Consider the following 21,533-nt stretch of genomic DNA (forward strand, 5'->3'; position numbering starts at 1 on the left):
TCTGCAAAAGAGCATGCAAAAAGCCCTTAAGCTGTTCCAGAACGCTTCAGGTAGTGTAATTTTACATCAGTCATCACAGCTTGTATATTCATAAATTTAAATAGTTATATTTATCACATACTAAGATGCAAAAAATCCGAATCAGCCCACAGAGAATCTCTCTGTAAGCTGAGCTTTCAGACATATCCTAGTCTAAGGACATATGTTGCTTCAGAATCTTCAGTCCAGTGTCCAGCTCATCCAATGAGGATGACGACGATAAGGCTACACGTACATACTTGTCCGGTGTGCTGGCACCACTAAGAAACCAATCGGAATGGAATATTCGAACGCCTTGTTGTAACAGTTCTGACTCCAGTTCAGCGGCTGTACGGTATCCTGATAATGGAATCCATTTAAAAAAACTTAAGGGGTGCCCTTCTGCTGCTGTTTGTGGAAAATATGTCGAAAATAGCTTGTTCGCAGCTTGGACCAGTTCTTTTTTATATGCGACAATCTCAGCAGCACTACCCGATACAATAAGCTCAGAAATAATCTCGGCATCTAGGGAGGATGTCTTCACATTAATATTGAAAATAGCCCGCTCAATTCTCTCTTTGAATTTCTCTCCAAATACGATATAAGCGATCCTAAGTCCAGAGCAAATAGATTTTGTCGTACTGCTAATATAGATGGTCTGATCAGGAAGCAATGAGTACATCGGTTGTTTGTATTCTTCTAAATGACCTGCCGTTAAGAATGCATGAATATCATCTTCTATGAGCAGCAAGTTATGTTTCTGGATAACGTTAGCAATATCACGCTTCCGCCCATCAGTCATCATAACGGTTGTAGGATTTGTACAAGAAGGCATCAGGAATATACCACGTATATCCAGCAGCTGGCACTGGTTATCCAGCACTTGCGGTAGCATTCCAGAGGCATCGCCTGGAATCGGAACAAGCTGAATACGATACATTCGGGCAAGCTCAATAAAATTAGAATAGGTGAATACATCAACGGCAATCCGTTGTCCAGGTTCGAAGAGAGCAAATAACGTAATGACCAACGCATTCAGTCCACCGGATGCAATTGCGATGTTATTGATATTTGCCTGTATCCCAAATGCTTGCATCCATGATAGGCCTGCCAGTTTATGATGTGGCATTCCTGTAGGATCATTGTAATTTAATAGTTCCTCTATATTGCCTCTATGCATAACCCTTCTTGCGACCTGAGCTACGATCGAGTTACTCTGCTCAAACGAAGCAACAAGCCCCAGATCAATACAGTCATGAGAAATTTTGTCCTTCGATATTGCTATCGAGCGCGTTGCATTCGTTGCCACAAAGGTACCACTTCCTGTAATAGCATAGATGAGTCCTTTAGCTTCGCATAGCTTATAAGCGCGTGTAATTGTTGTGAAATTAACATCTAAAAAATCCGCTAGCTCACGTTGAGGGGGAAGCTTCGTTCCGGGTACCAAAAGACCGCTAGCTATATCTTGTTCAAGCAATGAGGCTATGGAATGATAGATCGGACGCTTCAGCGTATGTCTGTCAGGTCGCCACGACATCGGGTAATTAACAAAAGAATTGATCGGCATATTGTCCTCCCACAAAATTGTAATCCATACAATTATACCGTTGATTGTATGGATTCGCACTGCTACAATGACATGGACATAAGCTAAGGGGTTGTAAGTAACATGCGTAACAATAACAAACTTTATGTAGCATTCCGCACCGCGGCTCCCGCTACCTTTCCCATTCTTGCCGCTTTTTTATTCTTGGGGATCGCCTACGGAATTTACATGAATGTATCAGGGTTTCATGTGATCTATACCTTTCTAATGAGCTCGCTTATTTATGCTGGATCGATGGAATTTCTAACGGTTCACTTGTTATTAGGTGCTTATCATCCATTAAGTGCATTATTGTTTGCTTTAATGGTTAATGCACGACATCTATTTTATGGCATATCTATGCTGGAGAAGTTTAAAGGTACGGGGCTGAAGAAGCTTTATTTGATTTTTGGTCTCTGTGATGAATCATTCACCATCAATTATTCCGCGAAGATCCCTGAAGGAGTGGATCGCGGTTGGTATATGTTCTTCGTCACGCTGCTAAATCATTGCTATTGGGTCGTAGGCGCTTGTATCGGGGGAGTATTCGGATCGATTTTTCACATGAATATGGAAGGTCTCGAATTTGTGATGACAGCACTATTCGTTGTTATCTTTATTGAGCAATGGAAGAGTGGATCCACCCATAGAAGTGCTCTAGTAGGCGTTGTTATCTCCATACTGTGCCTTATCATATTTGGACGTGACAGCTTCATGATCCCCGCAATGATCCTGATTATTGCAGCACTTACGATCACTCGTAAACAACAGGAACCGGTAGGTGAAACCGCATGACGATGTCTACTTTTCAGCAAATCATTACAATTGCCATGGTTGTGCTAGGCACGATGATGACACGTTTTATTCCGTTCATTATTTTCCCACCGGGACGTCCAACCCCAAAGTACATTCAATACCTAGGTAGAGTTCTTCCATCAGCAACGATTGGACTCCTTGTTATTTATAGCCTAAAGAACACTAACGTATTGTCCGGTAATCACGGATTACCGGAGCTAATATCCGTCGCAATCGTCGCGTTGCTTCATCTCTGGCGAAGAAATATGCTATTATCCATAGCATTCGGTACAATCGCTTATATGGTATTGATTCAGATATAAGAAATTTATGTAGGTCTTATCAACCGCACATATAACTACAATTATAACATTCACTTCCATTATATATCGATCATTCAAGACTACGATAATCCGCAAGAAGCTTGGAGCGGCTACAAAAAACTACACAAGCTTCATCCGACGCGTGAGTTGTATGTATTTCATACGAGCAGAAACGACGTTGAGGTTATAGAAGAATTTTTTTTAGGAGTGCGGCAACCGTCTTTGATACCGATGCATTAGCTGTAATAGGCATCCATATTGATTTTATTAATGGACGAGCAAAACGAATGTATGGGGTTGGGGGGACTAGCGAAATTTGCTATGAGCAGCAGATTCCTGACATACTCATTGAACATATTACTTTGACTGATTTACCAATTCAGCTTGGTTCGATACAAGAGCCTTATGGCTTTGATGGAATTGTTGGTATTGATTTTATGATAAGAGCTAAATGCAAGGTTGATTTTGACACCATGAATATCGATCTTAAACACTAAACCAAGCGATGACATCCATCAGTGGACAGCAATCGCTTGGTTTAGTTTTCCTCTACAACAAAAAACCTCCCCACACCCGTAAAGGTGGAGAAGGTATAAATGCGTCACTTTTAGCTCCCCAAGCCTAATCAGCTCGACAACCGCTTGTGAACGGCCTTTAACTTTTAATTTCTGCATTATGTTGGAGATGTGATTGCGCATGGTTTTCTTGCTAATGAATCATTGACCCGCGATATCACGAGTCGTTTTAACTACACCTCATAGTTCACTACATAATTCTGCAGCTCTGTATTGTAAAAGCCTACACTATACTCAGTTACCTTGCCCAGCTCATCATAAGAATAACGAGTTCGCTTCAGCAAGGGACACTTCTTATCAAGGAGCAATATCTCCTCTACATCAGGCGGAGGAACGGCAACGGAAAATTCATCACGCAGTTTCTCTAAGGAAACGCTCCGCTCTTCAAGCAGTTCATACAAGGACTGGGCATTTAAGTCCAGTAGATCCAAATCATCCATACCATTTACTAAATAATGCGTGTAATGAACGTATGGAATATCATTGAGACTATATATGCGTTCCAAGCGTATACAACGTTCGCCGAATAAACGAAAGGCTTCGCTTTCGACTTCATTATATACTCGCTCCGCCTTCAGCCATTGCTTCCGAATTTGGTGCCCTTCATCCACTAGAATTTCCGTGAATTTTTTCCACTTGGACAGCTTGGATGATGAGGTATTACGGATCACCTTCGTCCCCTTGCCGCTCCCCTTTTCCAGAAATCCTTCTTGGACGAGCTCCTGAATGGCACCGCGTACAGTGATCTTGCTGACATTGAATTCCTGCTCTAGCTGAGGCTCGGAAGGAATATTCAATCCAATAGGATAGACTCCGTGTAGAATCCGATCCTTTATAATATTTGCAATTTGCATATATAAGGGCTTATCTTTTCGGGACAAACTCAAGAGGTTCACTACCTTTCTACATCGCCTACGGATAGAGTCATAGCTCGAAGTATATCCGCTTCTGAAGCCATGGGAGTGTCGCCCTCGACAGTATGGGCTAACATACTAGCGGCAGCGGCAAACCGTACTGTCTGCTCAGGTGTAAATCCTGTTAGCTCGCCATGCACAATTCCGCTCGTATAGGCATCTCCAGCCCCTATTCTATCATAGACGAGAAATCTCAGCGTATCCGAAAAGAAGAAGCTCTGATTCTTATAAAGAAACCCACGCAGTGAATGTGAGTTGTCGCCATGAATACTGCGATGGGTGCCTGCGATCACCGAGATATCGTAATGCTTCGCAACTGCTGGAATCAGTTCGATCAGCTGCTCTTCACGTTCAGCTTGTTCAGTGCTGATCCCCAAGATAAAGATTGCGTCCTTCTCATTCATCATTACGATATCGGCCAGCTGCAGCATCTCCTCGTAATGCGGCTTCGCTTGTGAATAGCCTTCCGGTCCCCACAAGGACGGACGATAGTTGCAATCAAAGATCACAGTCCCACCCTGCTGCTTGACAGCTCTAGCCAAGGATTTCATATGATGACGTACACTATCGTTCATAGCCAGCGTAATGCCGCAGAAATGGATCACATCCAGACTTCGCGCAATCTCTTCATAATTATAAGTTTCCTCAGGAGCCGTATTGAAGCTACTCTCCAGACGATTGCTGTAAGTTACCTTGCTTGGACGTGCACCAAATCCGTTCTCCAAGAAATACAAGCCCAGATATTCTCCTCCTCGTATAACGAGGCTAGAAGAGATGCCCAGCTTCCGCAAATACGCGGCGGCGGCCTCTCCCAAGGAAGTAGTCGGCAAACGGGAAATCAAATAACCTTCATGCCCGAAGCGTGCCAGTGCAGCGCTGACATTAACCCCGGTACCAGAGAATGAATAGTTTAAGCTGTTTCCCTGGGATAGCAGCTGAACTCCCGGCACCTGCAGACGCATCATCACTTCTCCGAATGCCCCGATTCGTTTAGGCATATTTATCTGTCAGCCTCTTCATAATTCCAAGCAAATCACGCACATCCTGGGTCCGGGTCTGGCCCGATTCTTTATCGATAATGGATGAGTAGACATGCGGAATCACTTGTGGCACCCCTGCTTCAAGCGCAATCTCCAGAATAGCCTCGAAATTGTCCATATCAATTCCACCGGTTGGTTCGAGTGCGAACCCTGCCTCAGCACAGGCCTTAGCGACAGAGCGGTATTCCTCTTCACGGCTTAATCCCTCCATCGGGAAATATTTCAGTGCATTACCACCCATATCCCGAACAAGCGCAATTGCCGATGCTATAGGTACAATCGCCGCTTCACTCTGCGCAGCGCTGAAGACTCCTGTAGAAATATTCACATAACCAGCATGACCAGAAGGGGCGATCATGCTGTTGATCCAACTGTCTTTCCCACCAAGATTAGCGCGTGTAGCTCCAACCACCGGGAATGCCTGGTTAATATGACTACCCGGATAATGCTTAGCAATCTCGGCCACAATTGCCGCTTGGCGATTATCCCCTGCACCTAAGCCAATGGATACCGCATCTTCAATCTCTTGACCATATTGCTTCATGGCGGTTACGGCTTCTTCTACCGTCCTATAATCCTTAGAGAGCACACCGACCAGTACATAACCTTCCGCCGCTTCATAAATTTCTTTAGCATTAGCGATATCTTTAGCGAGTACATTTAATGCGGTGCGGCCCTTATAAAAACGTTGTGAAATCGTCATCTTATTGTCCCCCTATTAATTTATGAATGCTGTCTACAATCACGTGCAGATCATCCCCCAGAAGCGGCCGTGGATCAATATCGAAATATCCCTGCTTCACTCCATAATCGCGAGTGTAGACCGCAATCTCGCCCTTCTGCAACCCCTCCACCAATTCTTTCGCCGTAATTCCGGCCTGCTGTGGATCAACCTGAACCCGGCCGCGATAGATGGCACGGCCCGCCTCGTCCTGCACAATGGTTACACGAATTCCCGGAAGTTCATTCAACACCATCAATCCCTGCAAAGACGCTTTCTCGGTGTCACTCTTGTCTTCCTTGACCATGTATTCCTCTAGTGCTTGCAGCAGACCAAAGGAAGTTTCTTTACCAACCTTCATACTGCGTCCTATTCCATACAATTGGACCGTAACCCATTCCACATAATTACGTTTTCCGGCGATAATACCGGATGTAGGCCCTTCAATAGCTTTAGAACCACTATAAATTGCCAGGTCAGAGTATTTCACATATTTACAGAGGTCTTCTTCCGCTGCGGCATCTACGATTAGTGGAATGCCCCTACGGTTTGCGATCTCCCATGCTTCTTCGACGGATAACATATTTTTCTGAACTGCATGGTGGGACTTTACGTACAGAATGGCAGCCGTCTGCTCACAAATGGCATCCTCTATATGCTCGGCACGGCCTTCATTCGCATAACCGACCTCAATTAGTTTCCCACCACCTAGATAGACCATCGTTTCCACAGGAGCTCCGTACTGTACATTATGCCCCTTCAGAATGATGATTTCATTGCGTGGAATGGCTTCTTGGTGCAAACGTTCACTGCGGCGCCGATTGCCTTGGGTCACTAGCGCCGCAACGGACAATGCAATACCGCTGGAGGCTGAGTTAACGATAAGCGCTGCTTCAGCGCCGAGAATTCGTGCCGTGTAATCTCCGGCTTTATCCACCAGATCCGCTATTTCCACATAACTCTGTCCGCCTTGCTTCATAGCCTCCATCACTGTGTCAGACGGAGCCGACACCCCCAGGATACTCATTCTGCCGCTTGCATTGATTACGCGTTTAAGCCCGTATTTCGCATTTAATGAATTCCCCACCTATAACCACTCCTTTTGCATGGATTACTTTATCCGTCATTCTTTCTTCTCCTTCAGAATCCACAAGCACTGCAGACTTATGCTGCAGGGTGAAGAGAGTCAAGTTTGCAGGATCTCCCACCTGAATTCGGCCCAGCTCCGGCCTGCCCAGCCATTCCGCCGCATTGGAAGTAACCGCTGCCACAATCTCATCCAGAGCATAGCCCAAACATAGAAACTTGGAAAGTACATTAGATATGCTAAAGACTGGTCCCTTCATTCGGTTCACTCGATAGATATCCGTGCTAATCGTATTCAGTCCAATACCATTACGTTTAGCAGCCTCAGCTACCTTAAAAGAGAAGCTTGCTGTTCCATGTCCCACATCGAGATGAACTCCCCGTTCAATGGCCTCAGTCAGTACCTGAAGCGGCTGACCATCCGCAGCAAACAAATTATTCTCTTTTCCGTTGAGATAATGGGTCACGATATCCTTACGCTGCAAAAGGGGCATAACCTCTCTGATATCTGGCGGTGCTGAACCGATATGTACCATTAACGGCAACCCCGTCTCCATTGAAAGGCTTCGTGCGATATGCAGTGGTTCAATCCCGCTGGCACCCACAACGCTTTTGCTGATCCTAGCCTTTAATCCCACGATTATCTCCCCGTAGGTTCGGATGGATTGCAGGATCTTCTCCTTATCAATCCATTCCAAGTTGGACAATTCATCAATTCTTAGCAGTCCGATCCGCGAGATATTTAAGAAAGCCAGCACATTCGTCTTAGCCTGAGACGCGTCCAGAGCCAGATCACCTATCCGATCCGCCCCGCAGCTACCAGCATCGACTAGGGTGGTCACCCCTTGCCGGACACCGATCTCATCGATCTCGTCACCATACGGATCAAATTCGCGAAAGGCATGCACATGCATATCGATCCAGCCACTGGATACGTACGCGCCTGAACCTTCCCACTCCTGCCCCCCATGCGCCTCACCTGCCGGGGTGATCTCAGCGATCTTGCCATTTTCGATTACAATGTCGATCTCTTCTCCGCTTACTCGTTTCACCTGACGGAGCACGTATCTTTCATCCATTGTTCTCACCTTTTTCCATATAACATTATAATGTTTAAAATACCACGAATAGCGATTTAAGTAAATATAACGTTATAATGTTTATACGTAAAATTAGACGTGGTTGTCACAAAATTAGAGAAACCTGATTATCGGACGGATTCTTTGTAGAGAGTAATTAGGGAAAATCTCCCTGATTATAGCCGATAATTGCTTTTAATGAATAGAATTAGGGAATTCCTCCCTAAAAATCGTGGTAATATCTATATTCACCAACGAATCAGTTGAATTAGAGGGAGATTTTCCCTAATTATTAGTCAAATAAGCAAAAATCGCAGAATTTTACGGAGATTTCCCCTAATTATCTATCAGAGCTTCCGTTTCACTTCTTCAGTAGTGCTAGAAGTCGATTTGGCTTTTACCTGCCCATAATCTACAGAAGCAAGCTGCAAATGACCGAAACGCAAAGCAGCGATCCTCCAATAAAAAGGAGAATCGCTGCTTTCTTGACTTTTACCGTTCAGAATATCGAATGTGTCTGTCACTCTTGTACAAAATCTATGAACTTAATAACCCTACATGTATCTTAATAACAGCCTTCTTAATCTTCATGCCCGGTTGACCCATACCAGGTCTGTGTACATCATGCGGGAAAAAGACTGCGAACATCCCCGGCTTCAAAGTTAACAAAATTTCATCGGATGACGGAGGATAAAGCGCATAATCTGCTTCGGCATCGTAAGGCTTAGTAGCCTCGATCCCTTCTTGCAAAGGGGACCAACCGATCGTTTCTTCACCTTCGATCAGATAATGCACATCAATATAAGCCTCATGCTTTTCAGCAACCTGTTCCTCTAGCGACTTCGCCTCAAGCGCCATAATCGAAACGTATATCTCGTTACCGCGCATCTCGATTCGCCCGAGATCAGGTTCGTGTCGTAAGATGACTTTCAATTCCTCAATAGCCTCTACAATGACTGAATTCTCGTATCTGCTATGCTCTTCCCAAGATGACAATGAACCTAAGATCATATTGTCTCATTCTCCTCACATCTCAATTATCTTACAGAGGTTGTTCAAAAAGTCCGCTTTTGATCACGAAGTAGCCCAAGAAGCTTACTCGACATCGAATATTGAATTCAGGCGAAACTTCCGGTGCTCACGTAGCTTCCACTACGCTCCGCTCCTCAGTTTCTACCTTCATCCAATCTTCTCGGTGTTAAAAACCATACTTTTTGAACTCGCACTTATAGGAGCTTCTCACTAACTGCTGCAGCTGTTGTTTCTTTATTGATAATGGACTGCTCACTAGTCTTTTTGAAATATTCCACATATAAAATATCCAGCAGATAGAGTTGTGAGATCTTAGCAGATAATGAACCGCCCTGCAGAGGACCCTCATTAGCACCACAAAGTAAGGTAAGATCCGAATACGACGTTAAAGGTGACTTTTCAAATCTCGTAATGGACACCACCTTAGCGCCTCGTTCCTTCGCCTTTCTAGCAACCTCGATACTATCTTTCGTTGAACCGGAGTAAGAAATGATTACAGCTACATCTCGGTTAGACATTAGCGCCGCAGACATCATCTGAAGATGTGAATCCATCAAACACTCCGTTTTGTTAGTAATGCGCATAAATTTAATTTTGGCTTCCATCGCCGTGATTAATGAAGAGCCTACGCCGAAAAATGATACTCGTTCCGCGTTTATCATATAATCAATAGCTTCATTGATCTTCTGTATATCAATTAAATTATAGGTCTCGTTCAGTGCACTTACATTTGTGGTCAGCACTTTGGAAGCCACAGCTTCAGTAGTGTCGTCCATTAGAATTTGATCCGTAAGCTGCGGGATCTCATTCTCTACAGTGATACTATGAGCGAGTGCAATCTTGAACTCTTGATACCCTTTATAACTTAAAGATTTGCAAAATCGAAAAATACTTGATTCACCTACATCGCACGCATCTGCAAGATCAGTAATCGACATATAGACAACACTTCTCGTGTTCTCCAGGACGTAGTCCGCTACCTTCTTCTCCGTATTCGTCAAATTATTGTACTTGGAATGAATAGAAGAAAAAATACTGATTGTTCGCAAATAAGCCCCTCCTTTACAATGATTTAATGTGCGAATAAAGAGGAAGCACCAAGCAAGCCTGCCTTATTCCCAAGTGAGGCCTTAACAATTCTTACACCCGCAAAACTCTCCATAATTAAAGACTTCGTCCGTTCCTCTACCCTTTGAACTAAATCTTCTTGTTCCATAACACCGCCCCCAATAATTATAGCGGATGGATTGAAAATATGAATAATTGAGGCTAAACCCGCGGACACCTCAGTTACCCATGAATCCAAGATCTGTTTCAGAGCTTCGTCCCCTTTGTGAATTTTATCAAAAAGGACTTTTCCGTCTGTACATTCGGGATCTGCTTGCTGAGCCATCTTGACTAAAGCAGTGGTTGAAGCATACTTCTCATAAAAAGGCAGTCCCTCCACCGCATCTGACAATGGATGTGTCAGGATATGACCAAATTCGGCCGCCACCCCATCTGCTCCTTTATAGATTTGGCGGTTCAATACAATGGCACCACCAATGCCCGTGCCAAACGTCAAGCATAAGAAATTGTTAAAGTTCTGGGCAGCACCATAATAAGCCTCGCCTAATGCTGCTGAATTCACATCGTTCTCTACCATAACAGGTTTATGAAAATGATTAGTTACAATTTCCTTAATCTTCATCCCTGTATAGCTAGGTATATTTTCGTTAGCATAGACTATAATTCCTTCTTCAGCATTGACTTGACCGGCTGTACTTATAGCAATGGCATCAAAATCATCATTTTCTGCAATCTTATCAAGCAATCTTGAGATTACATGCGGCCCTCCCAAGTGGCTCTCAGTTGCATACTCCTTAAAGTTATGAACATTCCCAAGTTTATCGCATATACACATCTTGGTATTGGTACCGCCAATATCTACAGCGAGAATTCTCATCCTTATCTACCCTCTCCGGCAATCTACTGAATAGCGTCTACAAACCTTTTGGTAATCTCCATTGGTCTTGTAATCGCTGAGCCGACTACTGCTGAAAAAACACCTAGATCAAACATTTTCTTCAGTTCTTCAGGAGTGGAAACACCGCCTTCAGCTATCACAGGCACAGAGAAGTTGCTTACGATTTGCTTGACTAGCTCGAAATCTGGAAGTGACCGCTCTTTGGTGTATTCTGTATATCCGCTTAAGGTAGTTCCCACAAGATCAAACCCCAGATCAACGGCTTTAGCAGCTTCTTCAAATGTAGAGCAATCTGCCATAAACAGTTGATCTTTATAGGTCTCTCTTATGTGAGGAAATAGTTCTGAGATAGTTGATCCATCCGGACGAGTCCGGTCTGTCGCATCCATAGCAATGATATCTACCCCTTCGCGGTAAAGCTCATCTACTTCCTTCAGGGTTGGTGTAATAAACACTTCAGAACCTTCGTATACCCTTTTGATGATCCCAATGATAGGTAGATCCACTGTTTTCTTAATTTCTTGAATATCCGCTACGCTATTTGCCCGAATACCTGAAGCACCGCCCAAGTATGCTGCATAAGCCATTCTTCCCATTATAAACGGACTATGCAGCGGTTCTTCAGGTAAGGCTTGACTGGAGACGACTAGTTTATGTTTTATCTTTTTAAGTACATTATTTTCAGTATTCATCAGTAACCCACTCCACATTTTTATTTATTCTTTGACTGCTCCTGCTGTAATTCCATTGGTGAAGAAACGTTGGAATAACATGAACACTAGCAACATCGGAATTGCAGCAATGGTGGCTCCGGCCATTTTATATGCGAAATTAGGATTCAGATCCTGCATTAAGGTTGCAGTACCAACCATTAATGTTTTCATTTTGTTCTCTTGGCCTATAACCAGCTGCCACAAATAATCATTCCAGACTTGCACGAAATTCAGAATAAATAAGGCTCCAATACCAGGTTTAATAATAGGCACCATGATGCGAGTAAAGATTCTCCATTCATTTGCACCATCTATTCTTCCGGCTTCTCTTAAAGCATTAGGGGTTAAATCGAAGAATCCTTTTAATAGGAACACTCCAAATGCACCCGCGACGTTCGGCCAAATCATACCGTTATACGAATTCACCATTCCAAATTGCTGTGTAATCCGGAATAAAGGCACGATCATAATTTCCTTAGGAATCATCAAGCTCGATATGAAAATAATGAAGATGATATCTTTACCTTTAAAATTGATCTTTGAGAATGCATAGGCAGCCATAGCGCCTACAATAATAACGATAATCGTAGATACGCCTGAGACATAAATACTATTAAACGTCCATCTTAAAGCCGGTTGGTTCTGAAACACATCCACATAGTTGGAGAATGTGATCGATTTAGGCCACCAGTCTGGAGGCATCTTCACAACATCTGAACTGTTCTTAAGAGAACTAGTGAATAACCAATACAAGCACTTCTGGAGCTTTTCCGGCTGGACCTGCCCCGCTCCCTCTAGATTTATGAGCGAGCCTAACAATACCTTGTGCGATGTTATAAGAAGTTAGTGCAAATCTTTCTTTCGTATCATTCGTCCCAAGCATGATCACTACCAAATCAAGTGGTGCATGTGACATGAGGCATGGATAGAGATAAGATATTCCGGCTAACCCTTCAAATAGCGGATCGTCACTAACACTAGTTCTACTAGGAAGCCCTTCCTCTATGACCCGGTAAGTGTTGTACAGTTCTGATTGTAGAAGTCCGGTCCAACGTATTTCATCAATAAACCTTTGGTCCGTCTTTGCGTCGTAGCCCCAAGTATTGGAATCACCAAAGCATACGATGGTTCTCTTCATTGCATTAACCACAATATTTTTCGATCGCTTGATCAATCAATTTCATAATATCTGCGATTGGACCAGCATCTTCAGCGGCTACCCCTTCAAGCGGTGCTCTTACACTACCAATGTTTACGCCTCTTAATCTCAGAACCTCTTTAATTTCCGCATACATAGAACCCTTGAGGGAACAAAGCGCGATGATGATATCGTTGATCTCACTTTGAAGTTGTCCTGCTTCCTCAAACTTGCCGGCAAGTACAAATGTATTAGCTTGCAAGAACAGCTCCGGCATAACTGCATAAGTACCACCAATGCCAGCATCGGCTCCCATGATTCTTCCCGCAACATACTGTTCATCCGGTCCATTAAAGACCACTACATCTTTTCCACCCACTCTTTTGAAGCGTTCAATATCCATAGGTGGCATAGAAGAATTCTTAACGCCGATAACTTTTTTATTAGTAAGCAGTTTCTCGAATAAAGCTGGAGTTAGTGTATATCCCGTAGTCTGAGGAATGTTGTAGATAATGAACGGTAGAGGAGTTGCCTCCATAATATCGCTCCAGTATTTAGTTACTGCACTATCAGGTAATTTGAAATATATAGGTGGGATTGCGGATAGTGCATCATATCCTAAGCTCGCCGCATGTTTTGCTAATTCGATACTATCTCTAGTAGAAGGGGCTCCTACATGAGCAATCAGTGTCATTTTACCTTTCAGGTTACTAGCTACATAGCTAAGTACCGCTTTGCGTTCGTCCAGACTCTGGTAGATACATTCTCCAGAACTACCTCCCACATAAACACCTTGAACTCCTTTTTCAAATAAGTAATCACATAAGGCATGTGTCCGGGATTCGGAAATATTTCCTTGATCGTCATAGCAAGCATAGAAGGCAGGTATAATTCCGTGGAACTTGTTGAGTGTCATTGATAATCCCCCTTAAGATGTGAACGGTTTCTTTTCTACATATTCAAGATATCACTTAAATTTAGTTCTGTAAATTATTTTCTCTATTTTTTAAAAAATAAAATTTATTTCCACCAGAAGAACGATCATACTAGAAAAATAGTTTCATTTAAGTAAATGCCCATAAAATAAGACCTTATTTTCCAATTAAAAATAGAATATCGGACGATATATGCAGCTCTAGTTATTATCAGAGTAACACTATCTACGACCTTAAAGTCATCTGCCGTATTGGTAATTACTAGAAATCCTTTGCGGCTCTCAAGGGCAATAGATTATCCTTTTAAATCTAATATAAGTGTCTCCTACAAGGAGACACTTTTCTCCATAGGAAGCACAAACCCTAATTAACACACAATGTTCACTTAAAAACTGTGTTTTTCACGTGGACACAGCTTTAAAAAACTAATTTCTATGATATAATGAAAGCGTAACCAGAACAATACAAAATATATTGTTTCTTCGCCAAAGGAGGCTGGAGGAAATGCTAGCAGGTCTTAAAGAACTTAAAAATTGGGTAACGGAAAATTGGAATCCAACGATGAATTCAGGTAATGAGGATTATCAAAAAATGGAATATTCTGTGCAACGCCACTTGCACACTCCAAGATCCCCAAAACCACTCACCTATGAAGAAGAAGCTCGTATCAAGACTGTTAAATTCCATTAATTTCACCACCTTTAGATACAGATTGACCCTATAATAGAATCTTGTCCTAAGGCCGCAGATCCGGAAGTCATTCCAGTAGAGCGGTCTTTTATTATGCCTTGAGATTATGTAACGAAAAACCTTTTCCATATTGACTCGATTTCTTGAATCAAATACATACTAAAAAACCTCCCTCTCCATGACGGCATCCCATCACTTCGAAAGAGGCTTCCTAGTATCATTTGATCTTATACAGACATTTGTCCTTTCTTCTGCAAGTCCGAAAGCTTGACCGCCTGACCTGCGTTCAATCTCGAATGTTCCGACGCGAATGCGATCAAATGACTCTGCAGGGATGCCGTCGCCGAGGTCAAACCTTCCGATGGATTGTTGTCGAATTGACGCACATTCCGCAGGAATGAGCTTACCATACGGTCATCGCCGCCTCCATGGCCATCGCCTTCCACATTGCAGCCAATCTCAACCTTCTCGCCCGATACATAGCGGTACAGCGTGAAAGATCCTTTGTCCATATCCCCGATGATCTCGCCTTGTGTTCCCATAATTTGAACCCGGCGCGTGCCGCTCAGTGTCAGCCCTGACATGATGAACGATGCATTCGCTCCGTTCTCGAACTCCATGTTGACTACCTGGTGATCCACGACATTATTATCGCAGCGATACACGCAGCGACCCCACGGTCCTTCCTTCAGCGCCTTCAAGATCCCCTCTTGCGACAAATCATTCGTCATATAGCGTGCCCAAGGGTGTTCCGGGGGCTGAATATATATTTTCATCGCCGAGAAGGCGCATTCCTTCTCAACCTCACAGCCGTTGATACAGCGATCCGCGGAGCCTTCCGGAGCGTTCTCCGCCCTGAAATGCAGTAATGATCCGTACGAGCTCACGCTTGTACACGATTGATTCATAAGCCATGAGATGAGATCCAGATCATGGCATGATTTGGCCAGGATCATGGGACTCGTCTCCTCCGAATTGCGCCAATTCCCGCGGACATAACTGTGTGTCATATGCATGTAGCCCACATTTTCGGTTAATTGAATCGTACCTATCGTTCCGAGTTCACCGTCTTCGATGCATTTTTTGATCCCAGACCAGAACGGGGAATATCGCAGGACATGAGTTACGACGAGCAATCGCTTATACCGAAGCGAAGCTTGCTCCAATTCGATGCATTCTTCCATGGAAGGAGACATCGGCTTCTCTAACATGACATGATAGCCTAGCTCCATCGCTTTCATCGCTGGTATATAATGCATCCGATCGAGCGTAGCAATTATCATCACGTCCGCCATTTGACCCTGATCGAATACTTTCTCCCAAGAATCGTAGACATGTTCTGGGGCAATTCTATGAATCTCTGCAAATCGATTTCTACGTTCATCATCCGGCTCAGCTACGGCAACAATCTTTAATTCATTCGGGAACTTCTCCGCGTAGGGCCCATAAATATATCTTCCTCGACTGCCAGCGCCAAGTAATACAGCTGTTAATGTTCTCAAGACTACTCCTCCTCTTGCGCACCTAGTGTACTTCCATTGTAAGGCGGTAGGAACGGAGGCAAAAGAGATCGTTACTGACATTTCATATACATTTATTGACCTTGATTCTGTATATGGATCCTTGTCATACGGAAATCTTGCGGCGTCGTTTCGTTCTGCTTCTTGAAGAAGCGAATAAACGCAAGTGCTGAGTTGTACCCCAGGGCAGCAGCAATTTCATTCACTTTCATCGATGTGTTGAGCAGCATATCCTTGGCAATCAGGTTACGATAGTCGTTCACATATTTAGATAACCCTATTCCAGTGATTTGCTTATAAAGTCGGGACAAATACGATGGATTCAAGCTCACGTAATCGGCCAGCGCATTTAAGGAAATATCAGTGGAAATATGTTCTTCAATATATCGATGTACCTTATTCACGACCTCTGTCGGCAATTGCGTACCCCGCAGCGCATTCCATTCGAAGAAGCAATCCGCCATTTGCGAGAAGTATTGAATCAGCTCCGACCATGATGCGGAATCTCCATAGCGATATAACTTATCCAGATCCATCAGCGTATTGATGTAATCCCGAATTTCCCGATTCTTATGGATATAGAACAGAAAAATAGCTGAAAGCGAATGATACAGTTCGATCTTCCGCTCATTCGGCGACTCTTCATCATTCCAAATGGACGTTAGTTCGGCATACAGCTTGTTGAATTGCTCCCGATGATTATTCTCGAGACAAGACATCAGCAATTGAACACGGGCGTGATAGAAGGCATCGTGGTAGTTCCCACTCAGATCACCGTTCACTTCTCTTTGAATGTCTTTATCGGTCAATATGACCTCATTAAATAATCCATGTCCTTGTACCAGGCCGTATTTGATCGAGTGAAACCGATCAGATATGTTATCCCATGTCGTTGCTTCACTTCCAAGAAGGAAAGAAACCGATAAACTCAGCAATCGCTTGCAATTTCCCTGCACAGTCTCCAGAATTCCGCTCGTATACCGATGAGCTCTGATCCAATCCTGATCCCCATATTCGATAGACGATCCATCCGGGATTTTCGGTTGAATCATCCAGACGATTTTGGATAACTCGAATACAACGGAATAGCATCTGACCTGCGTGGACAAATACTCATCGCAAATGTTCTGTACGGCGTAAGTCAATAACGCTTTATCCGGCGTCGTGAACATTTCTTTCCATGCGTCTACCCTGCCTATGAGCAAGTAAACCGGCAATGTCGCATCAAGCCGGATATCGATTTCTTTGAACGCCTGCTTTAATTGGCTATCCGATACATGCTTGCCTTGAAAGAGCTCCCACACATACTCCTTTTGCAGGGAGGGCAATGCCAGTCTCATTTTGGATTGCGCTCTAGCGATCATCTGTTCTTGGTTATTTTCTTCTTCAATTTTCTCAATCGCCCGTTCTACGGACTGAATAATTTTCTCATCACTTTCGACCTTCAGAATATAATCGAACCCACCGTACGTAATTGCGCTCTTAGCATAATGAAAATCATTGTATCCTGTTAAGAAAATAACTTTGCAGGCCGGCCACTGGGATTTGATTTCCCGAAGCAGCTCAATCCCTTCCAGTCCAGGCATCTTAATGTCGGAAATCACGATATCAATACGATGATGAGACAGTACCTCCAGTGCTTCTTCACCTGAATATGCCTTCATAACCTCGAGTTGTAAATGATCGGTCTCATTGAATAGCTCCAGAAGACCATCGACAATAATGGGAAGGTCATCGACGATTAGCAGTCGGTACATGCTGATTCCTCCTCTAGTTCGCGCTTAGATTGATTCTTACTTGAAGTCCACCAAGAGCAGAACGTGACACTGTAATGCCATATTCCTCACCGTACCGCAGCTGTATTCTGCGATGCACATTTATGATTCCGGTTGTTTCCTCCATCCGAGTGGTGGATTGACGCAGTCGCTTCTGAAGCTGTTCGATCTCCGCATCGGAGATGCTTCGGCCATTATCTTCGACATAGATGGAGAAGACATCACCCACCCGCTCACAATGAACCCATAGCTCACCCTGCTGAATCATATTGCCCAAGGCATGCTTATAAGCATTTTCGATGATCGGCTGCAGAATCAGCCTCGGCACGAAGAGATCGGGAACATCACCTTCGAACTTGACTTGAATACGGTCTCCGTAACATATGGTTTGCATGTCTACATACGTGCGAGAATGATTGACCTCCAGCCCCAGCGGAATATCATCCTCGTCATCACGAGTAATGAACTGAAAATATTGTCCGATGTACAGGCAGAATTGATAAGCCTTTTCCTTCTGATTCTCGGATTTAATTAACCGGCACAATACAAAAAAACAGTTATATAAAAAATGAGGATTAATTTGCGATTGCAATCGTTTCAGTTCGGAACGCTGGTTCCTGATTTGCTGCTCGTAATTTTCCTCGATTAGTGTTTTCAAGGATCGGATCGTATTATTAAAAGCTTGGTACAAATACCCGAACTCATCTGCTCCACGATCGATCACGATCGGTTCCAGCCTATTCTGCTGAACGCGCCGAAAGGAATGCACAAGTTTCATTAATGGCCGATAGATAAATCGTAATAGAAAGTAGGAGAAGAAAACGACAATACCCACAGCTAGCGCGCAAGCCCACCAGAACAATGTTCGATAGATCTCAAGAGAACCCAAAATCGTCTCTTCGGGAATGCACATAATCGAATAGGAATTCCAGAGACTGGAGTATTTATATACCGTAAGAAACCGCTTACCATTATACATAATCGTTTCGTATCCTTCGTCTTTTTGCAATTCCCGCTTATCCGCAGCGAAGGATTTCATTTGTTCCAGCAGTTCCGGATCCATGTCACTCTCGATCTCCCAACCACGTTCCAGATTGAGCAATACGCTCTGTCCACCACGCGAGCTGCCGATTTGAGATAACGTTTCTCTGATTTTGATAGTCGATAATTCAACCGCTACGATATAAATCGGATTTTTAACGGTATTAATGGGGTATTGCATGGAAATAAATAATCGATCGTTCCAGTAAATGAAAGGTTCTTCGTATAATCTCTTGTTTTGCTGCATAGAAGCATATTCCTGCTTATTCATCGAAGTTTCAAATTTATTGCTAAGAATCGTTCGGTCGATAAGAGGGATATACGCCCTTGCTTCTTGAATAAATGGACTTGAGTTCTTCATCAATTCAAGCCGTCTTTGGATATCTAATATTTTTTGCGCACGATCGTAATAACTCATGTAATTGCCTGTAGTTGCAATTTCCATCAAGTCTTTGTCCATCACATAGTTCGGCAAATAACGGCTGATCCGGTCTGCTTCCTTGTCGAGTGAATCCAGATAGAAGCGAGTCGTATTTAGAATAGACTCGGAAATTTCACTCCGAATATTGTCCGAACCCTTCTCATTAATCAACCAGGTAATCGCCATGAGCGGAAACAAGGCTGCCAGAAAGGCAGCCATTATTTTCTGGAATATAGAGGAATCTTTAATCAAGAATCGGATTTTCATCGTTTGTTCTCCTGCAATGCAATGTCATAGTTTTGAGTGCCCTATTTTATTCTTTGACACTCCCCATCACAATTCCTTTAATGAAGAACCGCTGCAAGAACGGATACACGATAAGAATCGGAAATGCTGCTACGAATATTTGAGCTGCCCTGCTCGTACGATCGGACAATTTGATCATTAATTCTGCCCTCTCAGGTTTAATAAAGCGGAAATCCATTTTGATAATGATCGTCTGCAGGAAGGTCTGCAGCGGATAATTCTCGGGATGATTCATGTAAATCATACCATCAAACCAGCTATTCCAATGCCCCACCATAGTGAAAAGACCTGTCGTTGCCAATGCCGGCAACGATAGCGGCACATATATTTTCCATAAGGTAGTAAATTGACCCGCCCCATCGAGCAGCGAAGATTCCTCAAGTTCTTTGGGCAGACTGCGGTAGAAATTCAGCAGCAGAATAACGTTGAACACCGTGACCGCTCCTGGCAGCACCAAAGCCCAGATTGTATCGAGCATCCCAAGGTTCTTCACGGTTAAATAGTTTGGAATAAGCCCGCCACTGAATAAAATCGTGAATACGAAGAACCATGAATAGAAGGTCCGCAGCCGAAATTGGCGAGAATCTTTGGATAATGGATAGGCCGTGATAATCGTCAGGAACATGCTGATTGTCGTTCCCATAAGGACCCGCTGAATCGATACCCAGAATGCGCGTAAATATTCAGGTTTTCCAAATACGTTAGCATAAGCAGCCGTTGTGAATTCAACTGGCCACAGGATGACTTTTCCGGCGGATGCTGCCTGCCCGGAGCTGAACGAGAGCGCCAAAATATGAATAATAGGCATGAGGCATAACAAAGATACGGATGCCAGAAAAATAAAATTACATATCAAAAACAATTTTCTTCCGAATGATCTGTTAGTACGCACGATGTGTCTCCCTTCTGAATTACCGCCGATAGCATTAGAAAATGCGGTAATTCGCTACACGATAGGCTAAGATATAGGACATAGATACGAATATGAAAGAGATGACGGATTTCAGCAGTCCTACGGCCGTAGCGAAACCGAACTGTGCTTGCTCAATCCCCATACGATATACGAAGGTATCGATAATATCCGCGCTTTCATAGACCGGAGGACTATATAGGTTGAAGATTTGATCAAATCCGGCATTCAGTACATTCCCGATACTAAGCGTAAACATGAGAACGATAATAGGAAGCATCCCCGGCAGCGTCACATGTAACGTCTGCTTAAAGCGTCCTGCGCCGTCGATCTCCGCTGCCTCGTACAGTGACGGATTAATACTGGTAAGCGCAGCCAGATAGACAATCGTACCAAATCCGAACTCTTTCCATACATCCGATATGACCATGACATAAGGGAACCATTTGTTGTCTCCCAGGAAAAAAACAGGGTCTATACCAAACAAGCCAAGCACTTGATTGAGAATACCGGAAGATGGAGACAATACATCGATTAGAATACCGCTTAACAAGACCCACGATAGAAAATGCGGCAAGTACACGAGCGTCTGGAAGGTCCGTTTGACCCATTCTTTCCGCAGCTCATTCAGAAGTATCGCTATGGTGACCGGAACGATCATACCTGCTACAATTTTCATCACCGCAATGTATACTGTATTGAAGAATATCCGGCCGATATCGGGGTAATCCATCAGTAACTGAAGGTTTTTAAGACCAATAAATGGTGAGCCGAACAACCCTTTATTCGGTACGTATTTCTGAAAGGCCATCATAATGCCGGCCATCGGGATATAACTGAAGATGAGGACCAATACGATCCCAGGAACCAACATCAAGTGAAGTGGCCACTCCCTCTTCCACATACGCGTTAATACATTCATGCCATCCACCTCGCTATAGGACTAAAAA

23 protein-coding genes and 1 pseudogene are annotated in these 21,533 nt (G+C 43.7%); 4 read left to right on the forward strand and 20 right to left on the reverse strand.

Features of this window, described 5'->3' with window-relative positions; all coding sequences use genetic code 11:
- Positions 1-187: 187 nt before the first annotated feature.
- Positions 188-1,585: an aminotransferase-like domain-containing protein gene (locus tag MKX41_RS18990; RefSeq protein WP_339266870.1), complete on the reverse strand. Its 1,398-nt coding sequence runs from the start codon at positions 1,583-1,585 to the stop codon at positions 188-190.
- 102 nt (positions 1,586-1,687) lie between these two features.
- On the opposite strand from MKX41_RS18990, the gene MKX41_RS18995 reads away from it, so the two are divergent.
- The 3 genes from MKX41_RS18995 to MKX41_RS19005 all read left to right on the forward strand — a co-directional run bounded on the left by MKX41_RS18995 (position 1,688) and on the right by MKX41_RS19005 (position 3,218).
- Entirely contained in the window at positions 1,688-2,398 is a 711-nt protein-coding gene (locus tag MKX41_RS18995) for an AzlC family ABC transporter permease (RefSeq protein ID WP_042191353.1), read from the forward strand.
- Positions 2,395-2,721, forward strand: coding sequence for a branched-chain amino acid transporter permease (locus tag MKX41_RS19000; RefSeq protein ID WP_042191355.1), 327 nt, complete (start codon positions 2,395-2,397; stop codon positions 2,719-2,721). The genes MKX41_RS18995 and MKX41_RS19000 overlap by 4 nt, the downstream gene beginning before the upstream one ends.
- A gap of 287 nt (positions 2,722-3,008) precedes the next feature.
- Complete coding sequence (locus MKX41_RS19005) at positions 3,009-3,218, forward strand: hypothetical protein (RefSeq protein WP_081951193.1); 210 nt, start codon at positions 3,009-3,011, stop codon at positions 3,216-3,218.
- Between the two features lie 105 nt (positions 3,219-3,323).
- On the opposite strand, the pseudogene MKX41_RS19010 reads toward MKX41_RS19005, so the two are convergent.
- From MKX41_RS19010 to MKX41_RS19075, 14 genes and pseudogenes are all read right to left on the reverse strand, one after another.
- Positions 3,324-3,467, reverse strand: a pseudogene (locus tag MKX41_RS19010) (LuxR C-terminal-related transcriptional regulator); the annotation flags it as partial.
- Positions 3,468-3,469: 2 nt separating this feature from the next.
- Entirely contained in the window at positions 3,470-4,183 is a 714-nt protein-coding gene (locus MKX41_RS19015) for a GntR family transcriptional regulator (protein WP_076286037.1), read from the reverse strand.
- Positions 4,184-4,191: 8 nt separating this feature from the next.
- Complete coding sequence (locus tag MKX41_RS19020; protein WP_042191359.1) at positions 4,192-5,208, reverse strand: sugar kinase; 1,017 nt, start codon at positions 5,206-5,208, stop codon at positions 4,192-4,194.
- Positions 5,201-5,953 (reverse strand): 2-dehydro-3-deoxy-phosphogluconate aldolase, encoded by a 753-nt coding sequence (gene dagF / locus MKX41_RS19025; protein ID WP_340972649.1) that lies wholly within the window; start codon positions 5,951-5,953, stop codon positions 5,201-5,203. Before dagF ends, MKX41_RS19020 begins: the two co-directional genes overlap by 8 nt.
- A gap of 1 nt (position 5,954) precedes the next feature.
- Positions 5,955-7,058: a DgaE family pyridoxal phosphate-dependent ammonia lyase gene (locus tag MKX41_RS19030; protein ID WP_340972652.1), complete on the reverse strand. Its 1,104-nt coding sequence runs from the start codon at positions 7,056-7,058 to the stop codon at positions 5,955-5,957.
- The gene (locus tag MKX41_RS19035) at positions 7,024-8,136 is read right to left on the reverse strand and encodes an amidohydrolase/deacetylase family metallohydrolase (protein ID WP_340972654.1); all 1,113 of its coding nucleotides are present in this window, start codon (positions 8,134-8,136) and stop codon (positions 7,024-7,026) included. Before MKX41_RS19035 ends, MKX41_RS19030 begins: the two co-directional genes overlap by 35 nt.
- A gap of 347 nt (positions 8,137-8,483) precedes the next feature.
- Positions 8,484-8,660: a hypothetical protein gene (locus MKX41_RS19040; RefSeq protein WP_179086734.1), complete on the reverse strand. Its 177-nt coding sequence runs from the start codon at positions 8,658-8,660 to the stop codon at positions 8,484-8,486.
- A 13-nt stretch (positions 8,661-8,673) separates the two neighbouring features.
- Positions 8,674-9,147, reverse strand: coding sequence for a YhcH/YjgK/YiaL family protein (locus MKX41_RS19045; RefSeq protein ID WP_076300454.1), 474 nt, complete (start codon positions 9,145-9,147; stop codon positions 8,674-8,676).
- Positions 9,148-9,362: 215 nt separating this feature from the next.
- Entirely contained in the window at positions 9,363-10,217 is an 855-nt protein-coding gene (locus MKX41_RS19050) for a MurR/RpiR family transcriptional regulator (protein WP_076300453.1), read from the reverse strand.
- Between the two features lie 23 nt (positions 10,218-10,240).
- Positions 10,241-11,113 carry an ROK family protein gene (locus MKX41_RS19055; RefSeq protein WP_076286030.1) on the reverse strand — a complete coding sequence of 291 codons (873 nt, stop codon included), beginning with the start codon at positions 11,111-11,113 and terminating at the stop codon, positions 10,241-10,243.
- Positions 11,114-11,136: 23 nt separating this feature from the next.
- Positions 11,137-11,826 carry an N-acetylmannosamine-6-phosphate 2-epimerase gene (locus tag MKX41_RS19060; RefSeq protein ID WP_340972660.1) on the reverse strand — a complete coding sequence of 230 codons (690 nt, stop codon included), beginning with the start codon at positions 11,824-11,826 and terminating at the stop codon, positions 11,137-11,139.
- Positions 11,827-11,850: 24 nt separating this feature from the next.
- Positions 11,851-12,600 carry a carbohydrate ABC transporter permease gene (locus MKX41_RS19065; RefSeq protein WP_179086731.1) on the reverse strand — a complete coding sequence of 250 codons (750 nt, stop codon included), beginning with the start codon at positions 12,598-12,600 and terminating at the stop codon, positions 11,851-11,853.
- Entirely contained in the window at positions 12,581-12,985 is a 405-nt protein-coding gene (locus tag MKX41_RS19070) for a GDSL-type esterase/lipase family protein (RefSeq protein ID WP_076286028.1), read from the reverse strand. The genes MKX41_RS19065 and MKX41_RS19070 overlap by 20 nt, the downstream gene beginning before the upstream one ends.
- A gap of 4 nt (positions 12,986-12,989) precedes the next feature.
- Positions 12,990-13,901: a dihydrodipicolinate synthase family protein gene (locus MKX41_RS19075; protein WP_042191380.1), complete on the reverse strand. Its 912-nt coding sequence runs from the start codon at positions 13,899-13,901 to the stop codon at positions 12,990-12,992.
- Between the two features lie 523 nt (positions 13,902-14,424).
- Here MKX41_RS19075 and MKX41_RS19080 point away from each other — a divergent pair.
- A complete protein-coding gene (locus MKX41_RS19080) occupies positions 14,425-14,610 on the forward strand; it encodes a hypothetical protein (protein ID WP_042130754.1) in 186 nt (61 codons plus the stop codon).
- 227 nt (positions 14,611-14,837) lie between these two features.
- Here the strand turns inward: MKX41_RS19080 and MKX41_RS19085 are convergent, their stop codons facing one another.
- The 5 genes from MKX41_RS19085 to MKX41_RS19105 form a co-directional block, all read right to left on the reverse strand.
- Complete coding sequence (locus MKX41_RS19085; RefSeq protein WP_340972664.1) at positions 14,838-16,112, reverse strand: Gfo/Idh/MocA family protein; 1,275 nt, start codon at positions 16,110-16,112, stop codon at positions 14,838-14,840.
- A gap of 92 nt (positions 16,113-16,204) precedes the next feature.
- Positions 16,205-17,887, reverse strand: a complete 1,683-nt coding sequence (locus tag MKX41_RS19090) for a response regulator (protein ID WP_340972666.1) — start codon at positions 17,885-17,887, stop codon at positions 16,205-16,207.
- A gap of 13 nt (positions 17,888-17,900) precedes the next feature.
- Positions 17,901-19,634, reverse strand: a complete 1,734-nt coding sequence (locus tag MKX41_RS19095) for a sensor histidine kinase (RefSeq protein ID WP_076286024.1) — start codon at positions 19,632-19,634, stop codon at positions 17,901-17,903.
- Positions 19,635-19,680: 46 nt separating this feature from the next.
- Positions 19,681-20,565: a carbohydrate ABC transporter permease gene (locus tag MKX41_RS19100; protein WP_042191389.1), complete on the reverse strand. Its 885-nt coding sequence runs from the start codon at positions 20,563-20,565 to the stop codon at positions 19,681-19,683.
- 34 nt (positions 20,566-20,599) lie between these two features.
- Positions 20,600-21,505, reverse strand: a complete 906-nt coding sequence (locus tag MKX41_RS19105; protein WP_042191391.1) for an ABC transporter permease — start codon at positions 21,503-21,505, stop codon at positions 20,600-20,602.
- Positions 21,506-21,533: the final 28 nt, after the last annotated feature.

Origin of the sequence: Paenibacillus sp. FSL R5-0475, from assembly GCF_038004585.1 — a bacterium.
GTDB lineage: Bacteria > Bacillota > Bacilli > Paenibacillales > Paenibacillaceae > Paenibacillus_AQ.

Coding starts and splice junctions, on each gene's coding strand:
- MKX41_RS18990 (WP_339266870.1), bottom strand. CDS start 1,585: ATGCCGATCAATTCTTTTGTTAATTACCCGATGTCGTGGCGACCTGAC.
- MKX41_RS18995 (WP_042191353.1), top strand. CDS start 1,688: ATGCGTAACAATAACAAACTTTATGTAGCATTCCGCACCGCGGCTCCC.
- MKX41_RS19000 (WP_042191355.1), top strand. CDS start 2,395: ATGACGATGTCTACTTTTCAGCAAATCATTACAATTGCCATGGTTGTG.
- MKX41_RS19005 (WP_081951193.1), top strand. CDS start 3,009: ATGTATGGGGTTGGGGGGACTAGCGAAATTTGCTATGAGCAGCAGATT.
- MKX41_RS19020 (WP_042191359.1), bottom strand. CDS start 5,208: ATGCCTAAACGAATCGGGGCATTCGGAGAAGTGATGATGCGTCTGCAG.
- dagF (WP_340972649.1), bottom strand. CDS start 5,953: ATGACGATTTCACAACGTTTTTATAAGGGCCGCACCGCATTAAATGTA.
- MKX41_RS19035 (WP_340972654.1), bottom strand. CDS start 8,136: ATGGATGAAAGATACGTGCTCCGTCAGGTGAAACGAGTAAGCGGAGAA.
- MKX41_RS19045 (WP_076300454.1), bottom strand. CDS start 9,147: ATGATCTTAGGTTCATTGTCATCTTGGGAAGAGCATAGCAGATACGAG.
- MKX41_RS19055 (WP_076286030.1), bottom strand. CDS start 11,113: ATGAGAATTCTCGCTGTAGATATTGGCGGTACCAATACCAAGATGTGT.
- MKX41_RS19060 (WP_340972660.1), bottom strand. CDS start 11,826: ATGAATACTGAAAATAATGTACTTAAAAAGATAAAACATAAACTAGTC.
- MKX41_RS19070 (WP_076286028.1), bottom strand. CDS start 12,985: ATGAAGAGAACCATCGTATGCTTTGGTGATTCCAATACTTGGGGCTAC.
- MKX41_RS19075 (WP_042191380.1), bottom strand. CDS start 13,901: ATGACACTCAACAAGTTCCACGGAATTATACCTGCCTTCTATGCTTGC.
- MKX41_RS19080 (WP_042130754.1), top strand. CDS start 14,425: ATGCTAGCAGGTCTTAAAGAACTTAAAAATTGGGTAACGGAAAATTGG.
- MKX41_RS19090 (WP_340972666.1), bottom strand. CDS start 17,887: ATGTACCGACTGCTAATCGTCGATGACCTTCCCATTATTGTCGATGGT.
- MKX41_RS19095 (WP_076286024.1), bottom strand. CDS start 19,634: ATGAAAATCCGATTCTTGATTAAAGATTCCTCTATATTCCAGAAAATA.
- MKX41_RS19105 (WP_042191391.1), bottom strand. CDS start 21,505: ATGAATGTATTAACGCGTATGTGGAAGAGGGAGTGGCCACTTCACTTG.